The organism is Bradyrhizobium sp. INPA03-11B, assembly GCF_040446015.1.
Lineage (GTDB): Bacteria > Pseudomonadota > Alphaproteobacteria > Rhizobiales > Xanthobacteraceae > Bradyrhizobium > Bradyrhizobium macuxiense_A.
Genome location: NZ_JASGSR010000029.1, coordinates 11,996 through 35,950 on the forward strand (window position 1 = coordinate 11,996; position 23,955 = coordinate 35,950).

Here is a 23,955-nt window from a genome sequence, read left to right on the forward strand (position 1 = left end):
CAACATAGAAAATTAATGGACAAGACCCAACCGCATCCGCTGTTCAAACTTGCGACCGAGCTCGGGCCACTGCTCGTGTTCTTCATCGCGAACGCCAAGTATCATCTGTTCGTCGCCACGGCTGCGTTCATGGTGGCGATCGTCGCGGCGATGATCGCATCCTATGTGGTGACCAGGCACGTGCCGATCATGGCGCTGGTGACCGGCGCGATCGTCTTGGTGTTCGGCACGCTGACATTGGTGCTGCACGATGAGACCTTCATCAAGGTCAAGCCGACCATCATCTACGGCCTGTTCGCGGCCGTGCTCGGCGGCGGGCTGCTGTTCGGGCGCTCCTTCATCGCCGTGATGTTCGACCAGATGTTCAACCTGACGCCGCAGGGCTGGCGCATCCTCACCATGCGCTGGGCGCTGTTCTTCGCCGGCATGGCCATCCTCAACGAAATCGTCTGGCGCACGCAGACCACGGATTTCTGGGTGAACTTCAAGGTGTTCGGCGTGACGCCGCTGACCATGATCTTCGCCATCGCGCAGATGCCGCTGACCAAGCGCTATCATCTGGAGCCGGTCTCGCTGGAAACCAGCGAGGCCGACGCCGGCGATCTGCGGAAGTAACGAGCCGTTTTTTGGCCGTCATTGCGAGCGCAGCGAAGCAATCCATTGCGCGGCATATGTGGAACGATGGATTGCTTCGCTGCGCTCGCAATGACGAGAGGCAAGAGCTTCGACCTCTCCCCGTGAGAAACGGGGAGAGGTGAAGGCGATTGCCATCAGCTCTTCTGCTTGGCGACGATCTTGTCCTTGATCTTGTCGTAGGTCGCCTGCGGAAGGATGTTCTTCTGCACCAGCTCATCCTTGCCCTTATAGGGGCGGCCCTTGATGATCGCGGCCGAATAGGCCTTGCCGACACCAGGCAGCGCGTCGAGCTGGTCTGCGCTGGCGCTGTTGATGTCGAGCAGGTCGTCTTTCGCCATTCCCGTCGTCTTCGCATCGGGTGCCGCCGCCTTCGGCGCCGGCGCCATCTTGCCGGTTTCCGACTTGGTGGCGGGCGTAGCCGGCTGAACGCTCTGGGCCATCGACGGCGTGGCCGTCAGCATGCCGAGCGTAAGCGCGGTGGCGAGCAGTGAAGCGAGTGTGGTCTTGCGCATATGTCCCCTCCAGAGGAACGTTGATGTCAACGCTGCTGAGTTGGGGTTGCGTTCGTGGCGTTGCCGTGGCCGCGAAATGAACCGCAGATAAACGTGTCGAAATATTTTGTCGCAGGCATTTCGCTCGCCATTCACCGGCGGTTCACGGTACCGCTGAATGACGGTGCGCTTACTGTCCGGCGCGCAGCGCCTTCTCGATCTCGGCCTTGAGCACGCTGTTGACGTTCTCAGGCGTCACCGGTCCGACCAGCTTGTAGACGATGGTGCCCTCGCGTCCGACCAGGAAGGTCTCGGGCACGCCATAGACGCCCCATTCGATCGAGGCGCGGCCGTTGCCGTCGACGCCGACGATGCCGAACGGGTTGCCGTAACGGCCGAGGAAGCGCCGCGCGTTCTCGGGCGAGTCCTTGTAGTTGATGCCGATGATCTGGAAGCGCTTGTCTTTGCCGAGCTCGGTCAGCAACGGCGCTTCGTCGTGGCAGGGCACGCACCAGGACGCCCAGACGTTGACGACCGAGACCTTGCCCTTGAACGCTGCGGGATCGAGACCGGGGACCGGCGCGCTGTCCTTCACAAGGCCGTCGAGCGCGGGCAGGGCGGTCTGCGGCGCCGGCCGGCCGATCAGCGCCGACGGAATGCGCGAGGGATCGCCGCCATAGAGCCGCAGCAGGAACAGTCCGGCGAGGCCGAGGAAGATCAGCAGTGGCAGCACCACCAGCAGGCGGCGGGCTTGCGGTGGGCCGTTGGTCGCCTGCTCGCTCATCTGATATCCGCCGCGCTGCGGCCGGAGCGGCGCGTGACGCCGCTGGCCTCGATCTCCTTGAGGCGTGCCTGCTGGCGGCGATAGTCGGCGATGATCCAGACGATCAGGAGCAACACCACGGCTGCGACCAGCAGATAGGACGTCACGATGAAGGAAGCGTAGGGACCAAGCGATATCACGTCACGCCGCTCCAATTTCTTTTGGACCGCTGCTCGCCTCGCTCGTGAACGAGACGCGGCTGGCCTGCATCATCTGCAGGCTGCGCACGCGCCGGCGCAGGATCTCGTTGCGCATTGCCGCGAGGTGCAGGGTGATGAAGAGCAGCGAGAACGCGATCGCCATCACCAGCAGCGGCCACAGGAACGCCTTGTCGAGCGTCGATCCGCCCATCCGGAGCACGGATGCCGGCTGATGCAGCGTGTTCCACCAGTCGACCGAGAATTTGATGATCGGGATGTTGATCGCGCCGACCAGGGTCAGCACCGCCGCCGCGCGCGCCGCGCGCGAGGGATCCTCCACCGCGCGCCACAGCGCCATCAGGCCGAGATACATCAGGAACAGGATCAAGACCGAGGTCAGCCGCGCATCCCACTCCCAGTAGGTGCCCCACATCGGGCGGCCCCACAGCGAGCCGGTGACGAGCGCAAGGAAGGTGAAGGCGGCGCCGATTGGCGCGGCGGCTTTCGCGGCGACGTCGGCGAGCGGGTGCCGCCACACCAGCGTGCCGAGCGCAGCCACGCTCATGACGCTCCAGACGAACATCGACAGCCACGCGTTCGGCACGTGGATGAACATGATCTTGACCGTGGCGCCCTGCTGGTAGTCGTCGGGCGCCATCGCCGACTGGTAGAGCCCGATCGCCAGCAGGATAGCGGTCGCGGCCGCGAGCCACGGCAGGATGCGCGCGGTCAGCACCAGAAACCTGGTCGGGTTGGCGAGGTCGGTCAGCGTCTCGGTCAGCTTCATGGCACCCTGATAGTCGTCCGCTGTGAGCGAGGCAATTGGCCGAATTCCCCTCGGCGAGATTTGATCAGTCCAGCCCGTGCCGCAGGCTCGCCGCGGCGGCAAACGGGCCGATCACGAGGCTGGCAAGCGAGAGCGCGCAGAGGATCGAGAACGGTGTTCCAAACGGCAGCGGCCCCGAGATCGCCGCCTGTGAGGCCGCGACGCCGAAAATCAGCACCGGGATCGACAGCGGCAGCACCAGCACCGCGAGCAAAAGCCCGCCGCGATGCAGCGTCACTGCCAGCGCCGCGCCGATCATGCCGGTGAAGGTCAGCGCCGGCGTTCCCGCCAGCAGGGTCGCCGCGACGGCGAGCGTCGCCGTGCCGTCGAGATTGAGCAACAGGCCGAGCACCGGGGTTGCGACGATCAGGGGCAGCCCGGCGGCGATCCAGTGCGCCAGCGCCTTGGCCGCGCAGGCGAGTTCCAGCGGCGTCCGGCTCATCACGATCAGGTCGAGCGAGCCGTCCTCGTGGTCGGCCGTGAACAGGCGGTCGAGGGTCAATAGGCTCGCCAGCAATGCGCCGAGCCAGAGGATGGCGGGGCCGAGCCGCGACAGCAGCGCCAGATCCGGCCCCACCGCAAACGGCATCAGCACCGTGACGGTGAGGAAGAACAGCACGCCGATCAGCGCGCCGCCGCCGACGCGCAGCGCAATCTTGATGTCGCGGCGGATCAATGCGGCCAGCGCACTCATGCCGCGCCTCCGCGGCGAACGTAGCGACTGGCGTGCCGCGAACTGGCTGCGCTCCCTCCCCCCTTGCGGGGGAGGGTTGGGGAGAGGGGTGGCCCCGGGCGAGATGTTCGACGTGAATGTCGCCCTCGCAATCTCGGCCACTGATCGCAAAGAGACGAATGGACAGAGCCCGCCGTGTGGCACCCCTCTCCCTGACCCTCCCCCGCAAGGGGGGAGGGGACGGAGAGACCTGTGCGCAGCGACGAGAGATAGAACAGCGCGCTCATGCCGGCGCTCCCATCCGCAAATCGCGCGCTTCGATGCCGAGCGGCAGATGGGTCGCGGCGACGATCAGGCCGCCGCTGGCGAGATGGTCGCGCATCAGGGCGACGAACAGCGCCTGTCCGGCCGCATCGAGCGCCGATGTCGGCTCGTCCAAGAGCCAGACGGGCCGCCGCACCGAGAGCAGGCGCGCGATCGACAGGCGGCGGCGCTGGCCCGCGGAGAGGTAGGCCGCCGGCAGATGCGCGGCGTGGTCGAGCCCGACGGCCGCAAGGCACCGGCCGGCATCCTGCGTCTCGCCGCCGAGGAATTCCCGCCAGAAGGAAAGATTTTCCGCAACGCTCAGCGCCGGCTTCAGGGCGTCGCGGTGGCCGAGATAGTGGGCCTGCTCGGGCAGGCTGAGCTCGGCGTCGCCGCCTTCGAGCGCAACGGTCCCTTCGGCTGGAACCAGCAGCCCGGCGAGCACGCGCAGCAGCGAGGTCTTGCCCGCGCCATTGGGACCGGTGACGGCGAGCGCCTCGCTGGCCGCAGCCGAAACGTCGAGGCCGGAAAACACCTCGCGTCCGCCGCGCACGCATTTCAGATTTCGTCCCGAGAGCCGCATGGTTCGTCTTGTCACAGCCCTCTGAAATCTTTCGCTACCGCGTGAGAATTTTTGGGTCGCGCGATGCCGCCGCACGCTTGTCGGTGTGGCGGTGCTTCTAGAAAGGTTCTATAAGCCCGGAACTTGATGCAGCACACACAATCGGCGGCCGCAACCCACCCTCCGGGCTATCCCTTGGCCAGTGTCGTTCGCCGGTGTTTAGTTACCCTTGCCGGGTATAACTGAGAATTGGGATTCCTCGCATGACCTCACTCGACAGCTTCAAATGCCGCAAGACCATGAAGGTCGGCGCCAAGTCCTACGTCTATTACAGCCTGCCCCAGGCGGAGAAGAACGGACTGAAGGGTATTTCGAAGCTGCCGTACTCGATGAAGGTTCTGCTCGAGAACCTGCTGCGCAACGAGGACGGCCGCACGGTCAAGAAGGAAGACATCGTTGCGGTGTCGAAGTGGCTGAAGAAGCGCCAGCTCGAGCACGAAATCGCGTTCCGCCCGGCGCGCGTGCTGATGCAGGATTTCACCGGCGTTCCGGCCGTGGTCGATCTCGCGGCGATGCGCAACGCGATGCAGAACCTCGGCGGCGATGCCGAGAAGATCAACCCGCTGGTGCCGGTCGATCTCGTCATCGACCATTCGGTGATCGTCAACTTCTTCGGTGACAACAAGGCGTTCGCGAAGAACGTCACCGAAGAATACAAGCAGAACCAGGAGCGCTACGAGTTCCTGAAGTGGGGCCAGAAGGCGTTCTCGAACTTCTCGGTGGTGCCGCCCGGCACCGGCATCTGCCATCAGGTCAATCTCGAATATCTCGCCCAGACGGTGTGGACCAAGAAGGAGAAGATGACGGTCGGCAAGAAGACCGGCACCTTCGAGGTCGCCTATCCCGACTCGCTGGTCGGCACCGACTCGCACACCACGATGGTCAATGGCCTTGCCGTGCTCGGCTGGGGCGTCGGCGGCATCGAGGCGGAAGCCTGCATGCTCGGCCAGCCGCTGTCGATGCTGCTGCCCGAGGTGGTCGGCTTCAAGCTCAAGGGCCAGCTCAAGGAAGGCGTCACCGCGACCGACCTCGTGCTCACCGTCACCCAGATGCTGCGCAAGCTCGGCGTGGTCGGCAAGTTCGTCGAGTTCTTCGGTCCGGGCCTCGACTATCTCTCGGTCGCTGACAAGGCCACCATCGGCAACATGGCGCCCGAATACGGCGCGACCTGCGGCTTCTTCCCGGTCGATGCCGCGACCATCGATTATTTGAAGACCTCGGGCCGCAAGGCCGATCGCGTCAAGCTGGTGCAGGCCTATGCCAAGGCGCAGGGCCTGTTCCGCACCGCCAAGTCGACCGACCCGGTGTTCACCACCACGCTGACGCTCGATCTCGGCGACGTTGTGCCGTCGATGGCCGGACCGAAGCGTCCCGAAGGCCGCATCGCGCTGCCGGCGGTGTCGACCGGCTTCGCGACCGCGCTGGTCGGCGAATACAAGAAGCCCGAGGGTGAGCAGAAGCGCTACGCCGTCGAGGGCCGCGACTTCGATCTCGGCCATGGCGACGTCGTGATCGCGGCGATCACCTCCTGCACCAACACCTCGAACCCGAGCGTGCTGATCGGCGCCGGCCTGCTGGCGCGCAAGGCGGCCGCCAAGGGCCTAAAGGCCAAGCCGTGGGTGAAGACTTCGCTCGCCCCGGGCAGCCAGGTGGTGGCGGAATATCTCGCCAATTCCGGCCTGCAGGCCGATCTCGACAAGGTCGGCTTCAACCTGGTCGGGTTCGGCTGCACCACCTGCATCGGTAACTCCGGCCCGCTGCCGGAGGACATCTCGAAGTCGATCAACGAGAACGGCATCGTCGCCGCCGCAGTGCTCTCCGGCAACCGCAACTTCGAAGGCCGCGTCTCGCCGGACGTGCAGGCGAACTACCTCGCCTCGCCGCCGCTGGTGGTCGCGCATGCGCTGGCCGGCACCGTGACCAAGGATCTCGCGGTCGAGCCGCTCGGCATCGGCAAGGACGGCAAGCCGGTGTTCCTCAGGGATATCTGGCCGACCGCCAAGGAGATCAACACCTTCATGAAGAAGTACGTCACCGCGACGATCTTCAAGAAGAAGTACGCCGACGTGTTCAAGGGCGATACCAACTGGCGCAAGATCAAGACCACGGAAAGCGAGACCTATCGCTGGAACATGGGCTCGACCTATGTGCAGAACCCGCCCTATTTCGAAGGCATGAAGAAGCAGCCCGACCCGGTCACCGACGTGGTCGACGCGCGGATCCTCGCGATGTTCGGCGACAAGATCACCACCGACCACATCTCGCCGGCCGGTTCGATCAAGCTGACCTCGCCCGCCGGCAAGTTCCTCAGCGAGCACCAGGTGCGCCCCGCCGACTTCAACCAGTACGGCACGCGGCGCGGCAACCATGAAGTGATGATGCGCGGCACCTTCGCCAACATCCGCATCAAGAACTTCATGCTGAGGGGCGCCGACGGCAATATTCCGGAAGGCGGTTTGACCAAGCACTGGCCCGACGGCGAGCAGATGTCGATCTACGACGCCGCGATGAAGTACCAGCAGGAGAACGTGCCGCTGGTGGTGTTCGCCGGCGCCGAATACGGTAACGGCTCGTCGCGCGACTGGGCCGCCAAGGGCACGCGCCTGCTCGGCGTCCGCGCGGTGATCTGCCAGAGCTTCGAGCGCATCCATCGCTCCAACCTGGTCGGCATGGGTGTGCTTCCGCTCACCTTCCATGAAGGCACGTCGTGGTCCTCGCTCGGCCTCAAGGGCGACGAGAAGGTCACGATCCGCGGGCTGCAGGGCGATTTGAAGCCGCGCCAGACGCTGACCGCCGAGATCGTCTCCGCTGACGGCGGCAAGCGGGACGTCCCGCTGCTCTGCCGCATCGATACGCTGGACGAGCTCGATTACTATCGCAACGGCGGCATCCTGCATTACGTGCTGCGCAAACTCGCGGCCTAAGGGCCCTTGTTTGAGCATGGTCTGTTCGGAAAACCGCTTCACACTTTTCCGGACCATGCTCCAACGCGGATTTGTGATCGGTGCCTCACTGCTTAGTGAGTAGCGGCTAAAAAGAAGGCGGCCTATGACAAGGCCGCTTTCTCGCGTTTTGGGGCACGCAAGTTCAGGGACAGACTTCATGCTCCGTACAATTACGGATGGAAATCATCACGACTGGTTCGCAGTATGACAGCGATGATGGCCTATAATTCGATTTCGCGATGGTCCAGCGCGCTTGGTATCTGCGCGATCGTCGCGATCATCCGCCCCGCTCACGCCGATCCGCGTGCAGTCGTCGAACTCTTCACCTCGCAGGGATGCTCGTCCTGTCCGCCCGCGGACAAGATCATCGGTGATCTCGCCAAGGACCCCAACGTCATCGCGCTCAGCATGCCGATCGACTATTGGGACTATCTCGGTTGGAAGGACACGCTGGCCGATTCCCGTTTCAGCGCGCGCCAGAAAGCCTATTCCCACATGCGCGGCGATCGCGACGTCTACACGCCGCAGGCGGTGATCAACGGCTCCGCGCATGTCATCGGCAGCGATCGCGCCAGCATCGAGGACGCCATCAAGAGCACCGAGAAGGGCGGCACCGTGATGTCGGTGCCGGTGACGATGACGCTGACCGGCAAGCAGATCAACGTGTCGGTCGCGGCGTCGAAGTCGCCCGCGGTGTCGCGCGGCGAAGTCTGGATCTGCTCGATCTCGAAGTCGGTGCCGATCTCGATCTCGCGCGGCGAGAACCGTGGCCACGAGATCACCTACCACAACGTGGTGCGCAATCTGCTGAAGGTCGGTGACTGGAACGGCTCGTCCGGCAGCTGGACCGTGCCGCTGGAGAATATCACGCGCGATGGCGTCGATGCCGCGGCGGTGTACGTCCAGGACGGCAATCGCGACAAGCCGGGCCCGATGCTCGGCGCCGCATTCACTTCGCTTCACTAGCGCGTTGCTGCGCTCAGCCGGGCCGCACGCAGGCTGTCGTGCAGGCTTGTGCGGCGACCAACCTGCATCCAGTGATTTGCTGAAGAGAGAGCCGAAGGCTTGCGCGCGTATTTCGATCGCGCGTGGTCGAGCAGGTCCCCAAAAACAAAAAGGACCAACTTTCGTTGGCCCAGTGTTGGGATTCTAACTCCCCTGCGAACAGGCCCGATCCCGACGGCCCCGGGGGGCTGGGGGCTGAGGAATCCGGAACCGAAAGGACCGGGCCAACGCAGGATTTTCTTTTCGCAGGGCAGCGGGGCGGGCGATGGGCGGAAGTGGGGCAGCAATATGATTCCGCTAACGTTCCCGTGACTCTTCGGTTTTCCGGACAATCCGTCGCGGCTGACCCTGGTTAAGGCCCGGTTGCGGTGCGAATGGCCCCTTGCGGGTCCCCGCGCTTAGCGCGATCATGTCACTCTCGTGACGATCCCGAAGCAGGGGGCACCGGCTTTCGGAACCGTCGTCACCGGGATGACAGGAGGCGCTCGATGAGTTTGATCTCGGAGGACACCGATCCGAGCGGGAGCCGTGCCGCGGCGCGCCCCGCCGCCGCGACACCCCAGCCCAACCGCGTGACATTCAATCGACTTGAGCTCAACCGCATTCTCAATCTCTACGGCCGCATGGTCGCCGACGGCGAGTGGCGCGACTATGCGATCGACTTCCTGAAGGACCGTGCCGTGTTCTCGGTGTTCCGGCGCGCCTCCGAAATGCCGATCTACCGGATCGAGAAGGATCCCCGGCTGGCGCGCAAGCAGGGCATGTACAGCGTGATTTCGGCGACGGGCCTGATCTTGCGCCGCGGCCACGAACTCGAGCGGGTGCTGTTCGTAATCGACCGCAAGCTGTCGCTGGTGTAGGCCGCACCGGCTAGCCTTCGTAGCCCGGATGGAGCGCAGCGTAATCCGGGGCAGTATCATCCGCGGGGACAGTCCCCCGGATTACGCTGCGCTCCATCCGGGCTACGCCGCTGATCTCATCCTCTCCGCCCAAAACAAAAGCCCCGGCCGATGGCCGGGGCTTGGATCGATTGCCTTGCTCGAGGCGCTTAGTCGCGCTGGCCGAGCAGCTGCAGCAGCAGCGTGAACAGGTTGATGAAGTTCAGGTAGAGCGACAGCGCACCAGTGATTGCCGCACGCTCTGCCATCGCGCCGCCCTGCGAGGCGTAGCCGTAGATGTAGTCGTTCTTCAGCCGCTGGGTGTCCCAGGCGGTGAGGCCCGCGAACACCAGCACGCCGACCACCGAGACGATGAACTGCAGCGCCGAGCTCGCCAGGAACAGGTTGACCAGGCTCGCGATGATGATGCCGATCAGGCCCATGAACAGGAACGAGCCCATGCCGCTCATGTCACGCTTGGTGGTGTAGCCGTAGAGGCTCAGCGCACCGAACGTCGCCGCGGTGATGAAGAACACGCGCACGATCGAGGTGTGCGTGTACACCAGGAAGATCGACGACAGCGACAGGCCCATCAGCGCCGAGAACACCCAGAACAACAGCTGGGCGGTCGCAGGCTGCAGGCGGTTGATGCCGGCCGAGATGACGAACACCATCGCCAGAGGGGCGAGGATGAACAGCCACTTCAGCGGGCTCACGAACATCGCGTAGCCGAACTGCGTCAGATAGGCATTGCCGAACTTGGCGACGGCGGCGGACTGGTCGGTCGTCACCGCGCCCATATAGACGCCGAGCGCGGCCAGGCCGGTGATGGCGAGGCCGATGCTCATGTAGTTGTAGATGCGCAGCATGTAGGCGCGCAGACCGGCGTCGACGGCCGCAGCGTCAATGCGCCCGGCGGCCCGGCCGAAAGGAGAAGCGTAGTTGCGGTCTAGGTCCGACATGGTCGAATTCCCGTGGTTGGTCCCGGTGGAGCGCAAGGGATTTGCGGCGCCGGTTATAAATCTATCTCAGATGGCTCGGTTTGCGGAGCATTAATTCCGTGTCATTCAAACCGACTATCCGACCCGATTGGTATGTGGGAAATTAACACATCCGACGCAAGCTTCCACGCGCGGCCGAATGTCGCTCTGGTCTAGCATGAGAGGCAAAAACGGCGCTTCCGCCGCTACAAATTGTCACAAATTCCGCAACACCGAGGCGGGCTTCTGGTTCAACGCAAGCAGCGTTCCGGCCAGCCCTAATCCGACGGTGACGACCAGCGCGGCGGCCACGACCAGGGCGGCGCTGCCGGCCTGCCAGATGAAACTCAGCGTCATCAGCCGCGTCACGATCAGCCAGGCCGCGACCGAGCCGGCGATCACGCCGAAAATCGCGGTTGCAAAGCCGATCATCAGATACTCCAGCGCGTAGGCGCCGAGCAATCGCGCCCGCGTGGCACCGAGCGTCTTGAGGATCACGGCGTCATAGACACGGTGGCGATGCCCGGCGGCGAGCGCGCCGCCCAGCACCAGGATCGCCGAGATCAGCGTCACGGCGCTGGCGCCGCGGATCGCCAGCACGAGGTTGCTGACGACGCTGCCGATGGTCTCCAGCGCCTCGCGGACCCGCACGCTGGTCACCATCGGAAATGCGTCGGCGACCTGCTTGATGATGCGCGCGTCGTCGTTGGAGCTCGCTTGGGTCGCGCTGGCGTGTGGCTCCGTCAGCGTCGCGACGTGGCTGTGCGGCGCGCCCTTGAAGGCGTTCGGCGAGAACACCAGCACGAAATTGATGCCGAGGCCCTGCCAGTCGATGTTGCGCAGATTGGCGATCTTCGCCGGCACGTCGCGGCCGAGCACGTTGACCACGATCTCGTCGCCGATCTTCAGGGACAGGCCGTCGGCGATCTTCTTCTCCATCGAGACCAGCGGAGGTCCGCTGTAGTCCGGGCCCCACCATTCGCCCTCGACGATCTTCGAGCCTTTGGGAATTTCACCGGTATAGGTCAGGCCGCGGTCGCTTTGCAGCACCCACTCGGAATCGACCGACGGCTTGAGCTGGTCGGCCTTGACGCCGCGCGCAGCGACGATGCGCCCGCGCAGCATCGGCACGTCCTCGACGGTCGAGCCGGCGGCGATCTGCCCCAGGAAGGCGTTGAAGCGGTCGGCCTCGGTCGAGGGGATGTCAATGAAGAAGAACGACGGTGCTCGCTCCGGCAGCGCGGCCAGGAATTGCCGGCGCAGATTGCCGTCGATCTGGGTGATGGTGACGAGCACGGCGAGCCCAAGGCCGAGCGACAGCACGACCGACGGCGTCAGCGCGCCCGGCCGGTGGATGTTGGCGATCGCGAGCCGCAGCATGGTCATGCGGCTGCGCGGCAGCCGCCGCGCCACCGCCATCAGGATCTCGGCGATCCCGCGCAGCAGCAGGAACACCGCGATCGAGGCGACGACGAACACGGTGGCGACCCGCTTGTCATAGGCGAGCCCGATCGCAACGCCGATCAGCAGCGCGACCACCACGGCCATCAGCGCCAGATAACTCCAGCGCGGGCGATGCCACTCGCTGGCGACGGTCTCGCGGAACAGCGCCGCGACCGGCACGTCGTGGACCCGGCCGAGCGGCCACAGCCCGAACGCCAGCGCGGTGAGCTGGCCGTAGATGAAGGACAGCGCGAGCTCGTCGGGATGCAGGGCCGGCACCACCGGCAGCGGCAGCAGCTTGCCGAACAAGCCGACGATGACGAACGGCAGCGCGGCGCCGAGCACGAGGCCGATTGCCGAGCCGATCCCCGCCAGCACCACAACTTGGGTGCAGTAGATGGTGAAGACGTCGCGGCCGGTGGCGCCGAGCGCCTTGAACGAGGCGATGACGTCGCGGCGGCGGTCGATATGGCTCTTCACTGCGTTGGCGACGCCGACGCCGCCGACCAAGAGCGCAGCAAGACCAACGAGGGTCAGGAACTGGGTGAAGCGATTGATGGTGCGCTCGAGCTGCGGCGAGGCGTTGCTGCGGCTGCGGACCTCCCAGCCGGCCTCCGGCGCCGCGGCGCGCGCGCCGTCGATCAGCGCGGTGGTGGCGCGATCGTCGTTGGCGCCGTCCGGCAGCTTCACCCGGTAGATCCAGCGCACCAGGCTGCCCGGCTGCAACAGGTCGGTGGCGCGCAGGCTGGCTTCGCTGATCAGGAAGCGCGGCCCGAGGCCGACGCCGCCGGCGAGCTTGTCGGGTTCGGCCGCCACCACGCTGCGGATCTGGTAGGTCGCGCTGCCGATGGTGACGCGGTCGCCGAGTTTCAGGTCGAGCCGCGCCAGCAAGGTCGAGTCGGCAGCCGCGCCAAAAACGCCGTCGCGCTCAGTGAGCAGATCGGCGATCGGCATGCTCGGCTCGAGCGTCAGCTCGCCGAGCATCGGATATTTGCCGTCGACCGCCTTGAGTTCGACCAGCGCCAGCTTGCCGTCGCCGCTGCGCGCCATTGCGCGCAGCGTGGCCGCAACCGAAACCTCGCCGCGGGTGCGCAGATACGCGACCTCGTTGGGCTTGGCCTCGCGCGAGATCAGCGAGAACGCGACGTCGCCGCCAAGCAGCGTGCGGCCCTCGCGCGACAGGCCATCGCCAAGGCTCGCGGCGACCGAGCCGACGCCCGCGATTGCCATCACGCCGAGCGCGATGCAGGCGATGAACACGTAGAAGCCGCGCAGGCCGCCGCGCAGTTCGCGCAGTGCGTAACGGAAGGCAAGCGACGACGCGCGGCCCTGGGTACGGACCTGCACCGCGACTTCGGACGCAATGCTCATGTGGTTGATTGTCCGTCGATGCGGCCGGAGCGCAGCCGCACGACGCGGTCGCAGCGTTGCGCGAGCGCGAGGTCGTGCGTCACCAGCACCAGGGTCATGCCGCGCTCGGCGTGCTTGGTGAACAGCAAATCGACGATCTGCTTTCCCGTCGTCTCGTCGAGATTTCCGGTCGGCTCGTCGGCGACCAGGATCGCCGGATCGGGTGCGAGCGCGCGTGCGATCGCGACGCGCTGCTGCTCGCCGCCGGACAGTTGCGTCGGATAGTGATGCAGCCGTTCGCCGAGACCGACCGATTGCAGCTCCTGCGCGGCACGCGCGGCGGCATCGGGATTGCCGGCGAGCTCGAGCGGCACGGCGACGTTCTCCAGCGCCGTCATGGTCGGGATCAGATGGAATGACTGGAAGACGATGCCGACCTGGCGGCCGCGGAAGCGCGCCAGCGCATCTTCATCGAGGGCATTGAACGAGGTGCCGTCGACGACCACCTCTCCGCTGTCAGGACGTTCAAGCCCCGCCATCACCATCAGCAAGGTCGACTTGCCCGAGCCCGACGGGCCGATCAGGCCGATGGCCTCACCCGCTGCCACACGAAGGCTGATATCTTTGAGGATATGAACCCGTGCCGCGCCGGTGCCGAGCGAGAGATTGACGTTCCTGACGGCAATGGTGTCCGGCTCGACGTCGGTCAGTGAAGAGGATTCGATGAGACTGTCCATGGTTCGGTCATATGGCACTTCCGCCGCTGCGGTCGAGGCCCGGTTGCGAATCTTCGTGCACATACTCGTGTTGCTTATGGGCTTGATGACGGCGGCCAGCGCGCAGACGCCAGACCAGGGGAAAGCTTCCGCGAAACCGATCAAAATGGTGGTTCTGGGCGATTCCCTGAGCGCCGGGTACGGCCTTCCGGCCGAGGCGGCATTTCCGGTTCGGCTGCAAAAAGCCTTGGAAGCCAAGGGGATAAAGGTCGATATGACCAATGCCGGGGTGTCCGGCGACACTGCCTCGGGCGGCCGTGAGCGGCTCGACTGGTCGGTGGCCGATGGAACCGATGCGGTGATTGTCGAGCTCGGCGCCAACGATGCCTTGCGCGGCATCGATCCCGCTGTGACGCGCGCCGCGCTCTCCGACATCATCACAAAGTTGCAGGCGCGCAAGATCGCGGTGCTCTTGTGCGGCATGCTCGCGCCACCGAACTATGGCAGTGAGTATGCGGCGAAGTTCAACGCGATCTATCCGGATCTGGCGAAATCGCTCGGCGTGCCGCTCTATCCGTTCTTCCTCGACGGCGTTGCTGCTAATCCGAAGATCAATCAGGCCGACGGCATGCATCCGACGGCGGAAGGTGTGGACATCCTTGTGAAGAATATCCTGCCCACGGTGGAGGCATTTCTCGGCGCATTATCAGGGCAGCGCAGTTGAAACGCAGGCAGTGCGCCGCGTTGCGTCCGTAGGTTTACGAGCTGTTAACGCCTCATGCTTCGCAGAGTCACATATCTCGGGTACAAATAAGCATCGGTGATTCGTCGCCGGGCTTGTTACAGGGTGCGGGCTCCCAAAACCCGCGCCAAGCATCGAGGATTATAGCGATGCCGCGTCTGTTCACTGGTCTGGAAATTCCGGCCGATATCGGCCAATCCCTCTCCAATTTGCGTGGCGGCCTTCCCGGCGCACGCTGGATCGATCCCGAAAATTATCACGTCACTCTGCGCTTCATCGGCGATATCGATGGCCTCTGGGCCAACGAGATCGCGACGATGTTGTTTCGGGTGAACCGCAAACCGTTCGAGGTCAAACTGCAAGGCCTGTCGAGCTTCGGTGGACGCAAGCCGCGTGCGGTGGTTGCCGCCGTCGAGCCGAGCCGGCCGCTGATCGAACTGCAGGCCGAGCTCGAGCGGATGATGCAGCGGATGGGGCTCGATCCCGAGGGCAGGAAATTCACGCCACATGTCACGCTCGCGCGTTTGCACGACGCGTCGAGCCAGGACGTCGCGGATTATCTGTCCGTGCGCGGCTACTTCCCGAGCCGCACCTTCCTGGCGGACCGCTTCGTGCTGTTCTCGTCGCGTGCGTCGACAGGCGGCGGCCCCTACGTGGTCGAGGATGCCTACGAGCTCTGCGCGTAAGGGTTTCCTGAGATCGCGGTTTGAGGCGCCGGCGAGGCGCGTGCGGTCGGCCGTGGTATGCAAGGGTTCGCGCTTGCATACCTGCTGCATGCTCCTTGGCGCAATTCACGGCTTGCAATTTACCGCGCACTAGGGCCGTAAGGTGGGCTCATGCTGTCCACCTCGCCCAGTTCGTTCCTCGAACACTACAAATCCCTGGTCGCCTCCGGCGCGATCGAGGCTGATCCCGCGCAGGCCGTCGCCGCCGATGCGTTCGGCGCGCTGGAGGAGCGGCTCGCGAGCTACAAGCCGCAGCGCAAGCAGGGCCTGTTCGGACGGCTGTTCGGCGGCGACAAGGACGACAAGCCGCCGCGCGGGCTCTACGTCCATGGCGAGGTCGGCCGCGGCAAGACCATGCTGATGGATCTGTTCTTCCAGCAGAGCCCGGTCGAGCACAAGCGCCGCGCGCATTTCCACGAATTCATGGCCGAGGCGCATGAGCGCATCTACGGCTACCGCCAGCAGATCGCGCGCGGCGAGATCTCAGACGGCGACGTGATCGCGCTCACCGCGCAGGCGATCTTCGACGAAGCCTGGCTGCTCTGCTTCGACGAATTCCACGTCACCGACATTGCGGACGCGATGATCCTCGGGCGGCTGTTCGCAAAGCTGTTCGATCTCGGCACCGTCGTGGTCGCGACCTCGAACGTCGCGCCGGACGATCTCTACAAGGGCGGTCTCAATCGCGCGCTGTTCCTGCCGTTCATCGCGCAGATTACCGACCACATGGATGTGCTGCGGCTCGATGCGCGCACCGACTTCCGGCTCGAGAAGCTCGTCGGCGTGAAGATGTGGCTGGTGCCCGCGGACGATGCAGCCGATGCCGCGCTCAACGCGGCCTGGCGCAAGATGACCGGCAATGCGCCGTGCAAGGCGCGTCTCATTCCGATCAAGGGACGCATCCTGAACGTGCCGTGCTCGGCGCACGGCGTCGCGCGCTTCAGCTTCATGGACATCTGTGAGAAGCCGCTTGCCGCGTCCGATTATCTGAGGCTCGCGCACGACTACCACACGATCCTGATCGACCACATCCCGGTGATGGATTACGCCGAGCGCAACGCCGCCAAGCGCTTCATCTCGCTGATCGACACGCTCTATGACAATGCCGTGAAGTTGATGGCCTCCGCCGAGGCCGATCCGGTGTCGCTGTACCTTGCCAACGAAGGCATCGAGGCGATGGAGTTCAAGCGCACCGCTTCGCGCCTGATCGAGATGAGCTCGGAATCCTACCTGGCTTTGCCGCACGGCCGGAAGGATTCGTCGGCGAGCGGTTCGACGACCGGACTGGTCGAGACCTGACATTCAGCCCTGAAATTTGGTCTCGAAATTTGCTCTTGCCCGCGGCTCGGTTCGGAGCAACTTTTCGTGTCTCCGGGCTGACGTTGCTGGCATGCCTGACCGAATTGCAGGCAGGGCCCGCAATCGGGCAGGCCCTGACTTGAATGGATCATTCGAAAGGGATAACCACCCTTGCAACCGACTTCCCTCCCTCCTGCATCCAGTTCAAAGGACTGATTTCCCATGGCACGCGACAAGATTGCACTGATTGGCTCCGGACAGATCGGCGGAACGCTGGCGCACCTCGTTGGCCTTAAGGAACTCGGAGACGTCGTGCTGTTCGATATCGCCGAGGGTGTCCCGCAGGGCAAAGCGCTCGACATCGCGCAGTCGTCGCCGGTCGACGGCTTCGACTCCAACCTGGTCGGCGCCAACTCCTATGAAGCGCTCGACGGCGCCAAGGTCTGCATCGTCACCGCAGGCGTGCCGCGCAAGCCCGGCATGAGCCGCGACGATCTCTTGTCGATCAACCTCAAGGTCATGGAGCAGGTCGGCGCCGGCATCAAGAAGTACGCGCCCGACGCCTTCGTCATCTGCATCACTAACCCGCTGGACGCGATGGTGTGGGCGCTGCAGAAGGCCTCCGGCCTGCCGCACAAGAAGGTGGTCGGCATGGCCGGCGTGCTCGACTCCGCGCGCTTCCGCTATTTCCTGGCCGACGAATTCAACGTCTCGGTCGAAGACGTCACCGCCTTCGTACTCGGCGGCCACGGCGACACCATGGTGCCGCTGACCCGTTACTCGACGGTTGCCGGCATTCCGCTGCCCGACCTCGTCAAGATGGGCTGGACCTCGCAGGCGCGCATCGACGAGATCGTCGATCGCACCCGCAACGGCGGCGCCGAGATCGTCAACCTGCTCAAGACCGGCTCCGCCTTCTACGCGCCGGCCGCGTCCGCGATCGCGATGGCCGAGAGCTATCTGAAGGACAAGAAGCGCGTGCTGCCCTGCGCCGCCTATCTCAACGGCGAGTACGGCGTGAAGGACATGTATGTCGGCGTGCCCACCGTGATCGGCTCCAAGGGTGTCGAGCGCGTGGTCGAGATCGAGCTGGCCGGCAAGGACCGTGAAGCCTTCGACAAGTCGGTCGGCGCGGTGCAGGGCCTGGTCGACGCCTGCAAGAAGATCGCGCCCGATCTGCTCGGCAAGTAATCTCAATCGGCAATGACCCGATAGGCGATTCCAATCGCCTGTCGGGTGCAAGATGATGAAATTCTGGCGGATTTTGTAGTTGCGCGAGCCTTGGTATATGGTATGCCAGCGTCAGGGCTGACGTTAAGTTCGCCGCACGAGGGTTTGGGAGCGTCTTTCCATGAATATCCATGAATACCAGGCCAAGGCACTGCTGCACGAATTCGGCGTGCCGATCTCGCGCGGCGTTCCGGTGCTGAAGCCGGAAGAAGCCGACGCTGCGGCCAAGCAGCTCCCCGGCCCGATCTGGGTTGTGAAGAGCCAGATCCATGCCGGCGGCCGCGGCAAAGGCAAGTTCAAGGAAGCCTCCGCCGGCGACAAGGGCGGCGTCCGCATCGCCAAGTCGGTCGCCGAGGTCGGCGAGTTCGCCAAGCAGATGCTCGGGGCGACGCTGGTCACGGTGCAGACCGGCCCGCACGGCAAGCAGGTCAACCGCCTCTACATCGAGGAAGGCTCCGACATCGACAAGGAGTTCTACCTCTCGATCCTGGTCAATCGCGAGACCTCGGAAATCTCCTTCGTGGTGTCGACCGAAGGCGGCGTGAATATCGAAGAGGTCGCCCATTCGACCCCGGAAAAGATCGTCTCCTTCTCGGTCGATCCCGCCACCGGCATCATGGCCCATCACGGCCGCACCGTTGCCAAGGCGCTGAAGCTGACCGGCGATCTCGCCAAGCAGGCCGAGAAGCTGACCAGCCAGCTCTATGCAGCGTTCGCCGCCAAGGACATGGCGATGCTCGAGATCAACCCGCTGGTCGTCACCAAGCAGGGCCAGCTCCGCGTGCTCGACGCCAAGGTGTCGTTCGACAGCAACGCGCTCTACCGTCACCCGGACGTGGTCGCGCTGCGCGACGAGACCGAGGAAGACGCCAAGGAGATCGAGGCGTCGAAATACGATCTCAACTACGTCGCGCTCGACGGCACGATCGGCTGCATGGTCAACGGCGCCGGCCTCGCGATGGCGACGATGGACATCATCAAGCTGTACGGCATGGAGCCGGCGAACTTCCTCGATGTCGGCGGCGGCGCCAGCGTCGAGAAGGTCGCGGCCGCGTTCAAGATCATCACCGCCGATCCGAACGTGAAGGGCATCCTGGTCAACATCTTCGGCGGCATCATGAAGTGCGACGTGATCGCCGAGGGCGTGGTCGCCGCGGTGAAGCAGGTCGGCCTCAAGGTGCCGCTGGTGGTGCGCCTCGAAGGCACCAATGTCGAGCAGGGCAAGAAGATCATCCGCGAGAGCGGTCTGAACGTTCTGCCCGCCGACAACCTCGATGACGCCGCACAGAAGATCGTGAAAGCCGTCAAGGGAGGCTAACGATGGCCGATCATCTCGACGCTCCGACACCACTGGAAGAACACCGCAAGCTCGCGGTTTTCGCCGGCGAGTGGAACGGCGAAGAGATGGTCTTTCCGTCGCGCTGGACCGCCGGCGGTCCGGCCACCTCGCATGTCGTTGCGCGCATCGCGCTCAACGGCTTCTATCTGATCCAGGACAGCGTGCAGACCCGCGACGGCAAGGAAAGCTTCGCCACCCACGGCGTCTTCACCTACGACCGCGACGATCGCGCCTACAAATTGTTCTGGCACGATTCGCTCGGCTACTACCCGCCGTCGCCGGCGTCCGGCGGCTGGGCGGGCAAGTCGCTGATCCTGGTGCGGGGCTCGCTGCGCGGCAATGCCCGTCACGTCTACGAGGTCGTCGACGACAACACCTACAACATGAAGATCCAGTTCTCGCCTGACGCGGAAGGGTGGGCCGACGTGCTCACCGGCGTGTACCGGCGTATCCACTGAGCATGATCCGGAAAAGTGGCCCCCGGTTTTCCGATATGATCATGCTCAAACCATAGTGTCCTTCACCGCTGTCTCGCGAAAGCATCTCGAACCATGTCCATTCTGATCGACAAGAACACCAAGGTCATCTGCCAGGGCTTCACCGGCAAGAACGGCACGTTCCATTCGGAAGCGGCGATCGCTTACGGCACCAAGATGGTCGGTGGCGTCGCGCCGGGCAAAGGCGGCTCGACCCATCTCAATCTGCCGGTGTTCGATACCGTCGCCGAAGCGCGCGAGAAGACCGGCGCCGACGCCAGCGTGGTCTATGTGCCGCCGCCGGGCGCGGCGGATGCGATCTGCGAGGCGATCGATGCCGAGATCCCGCTGATCGTTTGCATCACCGAGGGCATCCCGGTGCTCGACATGGTGCGCGTGAAGCGCTCGCTGTCGGGTTCGAAGTCGCGGCTGATCGGGCCGAACTGCCCCGGCGTGATGACCGCCGGCGAGTGCAAGATCGGCATCATGCCGGCCAACATCTTCAAGCCCGGCTCGGTCGGCATCGTCTCCCGCTCCGGCACTCTGACCTATGAAGCGGTGTTCCAGACCACCCAGGAAGGCCTCGGCCAGACCACCGCGGTCGGCATCGGCGGCGACCCGGTCAAGGGCACCGAGTTCATCGACATGCTGGAGATGTTCCTGGCCGATGAGAAGACCAAGTCGATCGTCATGATCGGTGAAATCGGCGGTTCCGCCGAGGAAGACGCCGCCCAGTTCCTCAAGGACGAGGCCAAGCGCGGCCGCAAGAAGCCGATGGTTGGCTTCATCGCCGGTGTCACCGCACCTCCCGGCCGCCGCATGGGCCACGCCGGCGCGATCATCTCCGGCGGCAAGGGCGACGCCGGTTCCAAGACCGCGGCAATGGAAGCCGCCGGCATCAGGGTGTCGCCGTCGCCGGCGCGGCTCGGGCACACGCTCGCCGAGATGCTGAAGTAATCGCCGTCCGGCGAGGTTCCCTGCGATATTGGCGCGATTTCGGGCGGGTTCTCCTCGGAGAACCCGCCCTTTTTCATGCGTTTTGCTATCAGAACGCAGATCAATAAAATATGAAAATTGATTCATTCTTTAGTTCTTTTAGGCAGGAATATCCGACCTAGATAGGGTAAAGGATATCCATCCAGCCGGCGCTCTTCCCAGACCGGCACTTGCGCCGTCTCCTACGCGCGAACCGAAAAAAATCACCAGGACTGCCTCATGTCTCGCCAAGACGCGAACGCCGCTTTTGCTCTCTCCTCATTCCTGCAGGGCACCAACGCCGCCTATATCGACGACCTCTATGCCCGCTACGAGCAGGACCCGTCGTCGGTCGACGCCGAATGGCAGGATTTCTTCAAGAGCCTGAAGGACGCCCCGGCCGACGTGCAGAAGAACGCCGAAGGCGCCTCGTGGGGCCGCGCCAACTGGCCGGTGACGCCGCGCGACGAGCTGACCTCGGCGCTCGACGGCAACTGGGCCCAGGTCGAGAAGGCGGTCGGCAGCAAGCTGGCGGCCAAGGCACAGGCCAAGGGCGCCGAACTCTCCGACGCCGACGTCCACCAGGCCACCCGCGATTCGGTCCGCGCGCTGATGCTGATCCGCGCCTACCGCATGCGCGGCCACTTCCACGCCAAGCTCGATCCGCTCGGCATCGAGGCGCCGCGCGACCGCGAGGAGCTCGATCCGCGCTCCTACGGCTTCACCGAGGCGGACTTCGATCGCAAGATCTTCCTCGACCACGTGCTCGGCCTCGAATACGGCACGCTGCGCGAGATCGTCCAGATCTGCGAGCGCACCTACTGCCAGACGCTCGGCGTCGAGTTCATGCACATCTCCAACGCCGCGCAGAAGGCGTGGATCCAGGAGCGCATCGAAGGTCCGGACAAGGAGATCAGCTTCACGCCGGAGGGTCGCCGCGCGATCCTCAACAAGCTGATCGAGGCCGACGGCTTCGAGAAGTTCTGCGACACCAAGTTCACCGGCACCAAGCGCTTCGGCCTCGACGGCGGCGAATCCCTGATCCCGGCGCTCGAGCAGATCATCAAGCGCGGCGGCAATCTCGGCGTGAAGGAAATCGTGTTCGGCATGCCGCATCGCGGCCGCCTCAACGTGCTGACCCAGGTGATGGGCAAGCCGCACCGCGCGCTGTTCCATGAATTCAAGGGCGGTTCGGCCAACCCGGATTCGGTCGAAGGCTCCGGCGACGTCAAGTATCACCTCGGCGCCTCCTCGGACCGCGAGTTCGATGGCAACAACATCCATCTGTCGCTGACCGCAAACCCGTCGCATCTCGAGATCGTCGATCCCGTCGTGATGGGCAAGGTGCGCGCCAAGCAGGACCAGCACGGCGATCCGCCCGACATGCGCATCTCGGTGCTGCCGCTCTTGATGCACGGTGACGCGGCGTTCGCCGGCCAGGGCGTGGTGGCGGAATGCTTCAGCCTGTCCGACCTGAAGGGCTATCGCACCGGCGGCTCGCTGCACTTCATCGTCAACAACCAGATCGGCTTCACCACCTATCCGCGCTACTCGCGTTCGTCGCCCTATCCGTCCGACGTCGCGAAGATGATCGATGCGCCGATCTTCCACGTGAACGGCGACGATCCCGAAGCCGTGGTGTTCGCGGCCAAGGTCGCGATCGAGTTCCGGCAGAAATTCCACAAGCCGGTCGTCATCGACATGTTCTGCTACCGGCGCCACGGCCACAACGAGGGCGACGAGCCGGCGTTCACCCAGCCGGTGATGTACAAGCGCATCGCCTCGCACCCCACCACGCTGGAGATCTACGCCAAGCGGCTGGTCGCCGACGGCGTTTTGACCGACGGCGAGGTCGAGAAGGCCAAGGCCGACTGGCGCGCGCGGCTCGATGCCGAACTCGAAGCCGGCTCGGGCTACAAGCCGAACAAGGCCGACTGGCTCGACGGCAAATGGGCAGGCTTCAAGTCGGCCGATCAGGAAGAAGACGCCCGCCGCGGCGTCACCGGCGTCGATCTCACCGTGCTCAAGGAGATCGGCCGCAAGATCACCAAGGTGCCGGACGGTTTCCGGGTTCACCGAACGATCCAGCGCTTCCTCGACAATCGCGCCAAGGCCATCGATACCGGCGAAGGGATCGACTGGGCGACCGGCGAGGCGCTGGCGTTCTGCACGCTGCTGCAGGAAGGCCATCACGTGCGCCTGTCCGGTCAGGATTCCGAGCGCGGCACCTTCTCGCAGCGCCATTCGGTCCTGATCGACCAGGAGGACGAGAGCCGCTACACGCCGTTCAACCATCTCGGCGGCGAAGACACCGGCCATTACGAGGTCATCAACTCGCTGCTGTCGGAAGAAGCGGTGCTTGGCTTCGAATACGGCTACTCGCTGGCCGAGCCAAACGCGCTGGCACTCTGGGAAGCGCAGTTCGGCGACTTCGCCAACGGCGCCCAGGTCGTGTTCGACCAGTTCATCTCCTCGGGCGAACGCAAGTGGCTGCGCATGTCGGGCCTCGTCTGCCTGCTGCCGCATGGCTATGAAGGGCAGGGGCCGGAGCATTCCTCCGCGCGCCTCGAGCGTTATCTGCAGATGTGCGCCGAGGACAACATGCAGGTGGTCAATCCGACCACGCCGGCGAACTACTTCCACGTGCTGCGGCGCCAGCTGCATCGCGAGATCCGCAAGCCGCTGATCCTGATGACGCCGAAGTCGCTGCTGCGCCACAAGCGCGCCGTGTCGCGGCTCGACGAGCTCGGCAAGAACGCCACCTTCCATCGCATCCTGTACGATGACGCGCAGATGCTGCCGGACGAGAAGATCAAGCTGGTGCCGGACGACAAGATCCGTCGCGTCGTGCTGTGCTCCGGCAAGGTCTATTACGACCTGTACGAGGAGCGCGAGAAGCGCGGCATCGACGACATCTATCTGATGCGCATCGAGCAGCTCTATCCGGTGCCGCTGAAGGCGCTGGTCCAGGAGTTCGGCCGCTTCAAGAACGCCGAGATGGTCTGGTGCCAGGAGGAGCCCCGCAACATGGGCTCCTGGCACTTCATCGAGCCCTATCTGGAATGGGTGCTGAACCAGGTTCACGCAGCCAACAAGCGTCCGCGCTATGCCGGCCGTCCGGCATCGGCGGCGACCGCCACCGGGTTGATGTCGAAACATCTCGCGCAGCTCAAGGCGCTGCTCGACGACGCACTGAACTAACGATCTTCACCAACACCATGCCCCGCCTTGTGCGCAATTGCGCACTGGAGCGGGGCATCCGGTATCCCGCGTCATCCAGCACAAGCGCTGTCGTCACGGAGTACCGGGTCGTCCGCTTTGGCGGATGGTGGCCGGAT

21 protein-coding genes are annotated in these 23,955 nt (G+C 64.6%); 12 read left to right on the forward strand and 9 right to left on the reverse strand.

The genetic code is table 11. The features are described from left to right. The first annotated feature begins 15 nt into the window (after window positions 1-15). A complete protein-coding gene (locus QMZ05_RS14760; RefSeq protein ID WP_353701418.1) occupies window positions 16-615 on the forward strand; it encodes a septation protein A in 600 nt (199 codons plus the stop codon). Window positions 616-770: 155 nt separating this feature from the next. On the opposite strand, the gene QMZ05_RS14765 is transcribed toward QMZ05_RS14760, so the two are convergent. The 6 genes from QMZ05_RS14765 to ccmA form a co-directional block, all read right to left on the reverse strand. Continuing rightward, window positions 771-1,148 carry a helix-hairpin-helix domain-containing protein gene (locus QMZ05_RS14765; RefSeq protein WP_353701419.1) on the reverse strand — a complete coding sequence of 126 codons (378 nt, stop codon included), beginning with the start codon at window positions 1,146-1,148 and terminating at the stop codon, window positions 771-773. A gap of 169 nt (window positions 1,149-1,317) precedes the next feature. Further along, entirely contained in the window at window positions 1,318-1,911 is a 594-nt protein-coding gene (locus QMZ05_RS14770) for a DsbE family thiol:disulfide interchange protein (RefSeq protein WP_353701420.1), read from the reverse strand. After that, window positions 1,908-2,087: a heme exporter protein CcmD gene (gene ccmD / locus QMZ05_RS14775; RefSeq protein WP_353701463.1), complete on the reverse strand. Its 180-nt coding sequence runs from the start codon at window positions 2,085-2,087 to the stop codon at window positions 1,908-1,910. Before ccmD ends, QMZ05_RS14770 begins: the two co-directional genes overlap by 4 nt. A gap of 4 nt (window positions 2,088-2,091) precedes the next feature. After that, window positions 2,092-2,877 carry a heme ABC transporter permease gene (locus QMZ05_RS14780; protein ID WP_353701421.1) on the reverse strand — a complete coding sequence of 262 codons (786 nt, stop codon included), beginning with the start codon at window positions 2,875-2,877 and terminating at the stop codon, window positions 2,092-2,094. Window positions 2,878-2,941: 64 nt separating this feature from the next. After that, window positions 2,942-3,610 (reverse strand): heme exporter protein CcmB, encoded by a 669-nt coding sequence (gene ccmB / locus QMZ05_RS14785; protein WP_146989868.1) that lies wholly within the window; start codon window positions 3,608-3,610, stop codon window positions 2,942-2,944. A gap of 262 nt (window positions 3,611-3,872) precedes the next feature. After that, window positions 3,873-4,475 carry a heme ABC exporter ATP-binding protein CcmA gene (ccmA, locus tag QMZ05_RS14790; protein WP_353701422.1) on the reverse strand — a complete coding sequence of 201 codons (603 nt, stop codon included), beginning with the start codon at window positions 4,473-4,475 and terminating at the stop codon, window positions 3,873-3,875. A gap of 242 nt (window positions 4,476-4,717) precedes the next feature. On the opposite strand from ccmA, the gene acnA reads away from it, so the two are divergent. The 3 genes from acnA (at window position 4,718) to QMZ05_RS14805 (ending at window position 9,324) form a co-directional block, all read left to right on the forward strand. Beyond that, window positions 4,718-7,438: an aconitate hydratase AcnA gene (gene acnA, locus QMZ05_RS14795; protein ID WP_353701423.1), complete on the forward strand. Its 2,721-nt coding sequence runs from the start codon at window positions 4,718-4,720 to the stop codon at window positions 7,436-7,438. A 225-nt stretch (window positions 7,439-7,663) separates the two neighbouring features. Then, a complete protein-coding gene (locus QMZ05_RS14800) occupies window positions 7,664-8,425 on the forward strand; it encodes a DUF1223 domain-containing protein (protein WP_353701424.1) in 762 nt (253 codons plus the stop codon). 527 nt (window positions 8,426-8,952) lie between these two features. Further along, a complete protein-coding gene (locus tag QMZ05_RS14805; protein ID WP_050400886.1) occupies window positions 8,953-9,324 on the forward strand; it encodes a DUF2794 domain-containing protein in 372 nt (123 codons plus the stop codon). Window positions 9,325-9,512: 188 nt separating this feature from the next. Here the strand turns inward: QMZ05_RS14805 and QMZ05_RS14810 are convergent, their stop codons facing one another. From QMZ05_RS14810 to QMZ05_RS14820, 3 genes are all read right to left on the reverse strand, one after another. After that, window positions 9,513-10,304, reverse strand: a complete 792-nt coding sequence (locus tag QMZ05_RS14810) for a Bax inhibitor-1/YccA family protein (RefSeq protein WP_353701425.1) — start codon at window positions 10,302-10,304, stop codon at window positions 9,513-9,515. 234 nt (window positions 10,305-10,538) lie between these two features. Further along, entirely contained in the window at window positions 10,539-13,136 is a 2,598-nt protein-coding gene (locus QMZ05_RS14815) for an FtsX-like permease family protein (RefSeq protein ID WP_353701426.1), read from the reverse strand. Then, entirely contained in the window at window positions 13,133-13,852 is a 720-nt protein-coding gene (locus QMZ05_RS14820) for an ABC transporter ATP-binding protein (protein WP_074125617.1), read from the reverse strand. The genes QMZ05_RS14815 and QMZ05_RS14820 overlap by 4 nt, the downstream gene beginning before the upstream one ends. A 55-nt stretch (window positions 13,853-13,907) precedes the next feature. On the opposite strand from QMZ05_RS14820, the gene QMZ05_RS14825 reads away from it, so the two are divergent. The 8 genes from QMZ05_RS14825 (at window position 13,908) to QMZ05_RS14860 (ending at window position 23,818) form a co-directional block, all read left to right on the forward strand. Next, complete coding sequence (locus tag QMZ05_RS14825; protein WP_353701464.1) at window positions 13,908-14,555, forward strand: arylesterase; 648 nt, start codon at window positions 13,908-13,910, stop codon at window positions 14,553-14,555. A gap of 167 nt (window positions 14,556-14,722) precedes the next feature. After that, window positions 14,723-15,259, forward strand: a complete 537-nt coding sequence (thpR, locus tag QMZ05_RS14830; RefSeq protein ID WP_076864751.1) for an RNA 2',3'-cyclic phosphodiesterase — start codon at window positions 14,723-14,725, stop codon at window positions 15,257-15,259. Window positions 15,260-15,409: 150 nt separating this feature from the next. Beyond that, the gene (gene zapE / locus QMZ05_RS14835) at window positions 15,410-16,597 is read left to right on the forward strand and encodes a cell division protein ZapE (protein ID WP_353701427.1); all 1,188 of its coding nucleotides are present in this window, start codon (window positions 15,410-15,412) and stop codon (window positions 16,595-16,597) included. Between the two features lie 222 nt (window positions 16,598-16,819). After that, on the forward strand, window positions 16,820-17,788 hold the full coding sequence (gene mdh, locus QMZ05_RS14840) for a malate dehydrogenase (protein ID WP_021078790.1): 969 nt from the start codon (window positions 16,820-16,822) through the stop codon (window positions 17,786-17,788). Window positions 17,789-17,948: 160 nt separating this feature from the next. After that, on the forward strand, window positions 17,949-19,145 hold the full coding sequence (gene sucC / locus QMZ05_RS14845; RefSeq protein WP_353701428.1) for an ADP-forming succinate--CoA ligase subunit beta: 1,197 nt from the start codon (window positions 17,949-17,951) through the stop codon (window positions 19,143-19,145). A 2-nt stretch (window positions 19,146-19,147) separates the two neighbouring features. Further along, on the forward strand, window positions 19,148-19,624 hold the full coding sequence (locus QMZ05_RS14850) for a DUF1579 family protein (RefSeq protein ID WP_146989856.1): 477 nt from the start codon (window positions 19,148-19,150) through the stop codon (window positions 19,622-19,624). A gap of 93 nt (window positions 19,625-19,717) precedes the next feature. Beyond that, complete coding sequence (sucD, locus tag QMZ05_RS14855; protein ID WP_028340814.1) at window positions 19,718-20,599, forward strand: succinate--CoA ligase subunit alpha; 882 nt, start codon at window positions 19,718-19,720, stop codon at window positions 20,597-20,599. Between the two features lie 258 nt (window positions 20,600-20,857). Then, the gene (locus QMZ05_RS14860) at window positions 20,858-23,818 is read left to right on the forward strand and encodes a 2-oxoglutarate dehydrogenase E1 component (protein ID WP_353701429.1); all 2,961 of its coding nucleotides are present in this window, start codon (window positions 20,858-20,860) and stop codon (window positions 23,816-23,818) included. The last annotated feature ends 137 nt before the right edge of the window (window positions 23,819-23,955 follow it).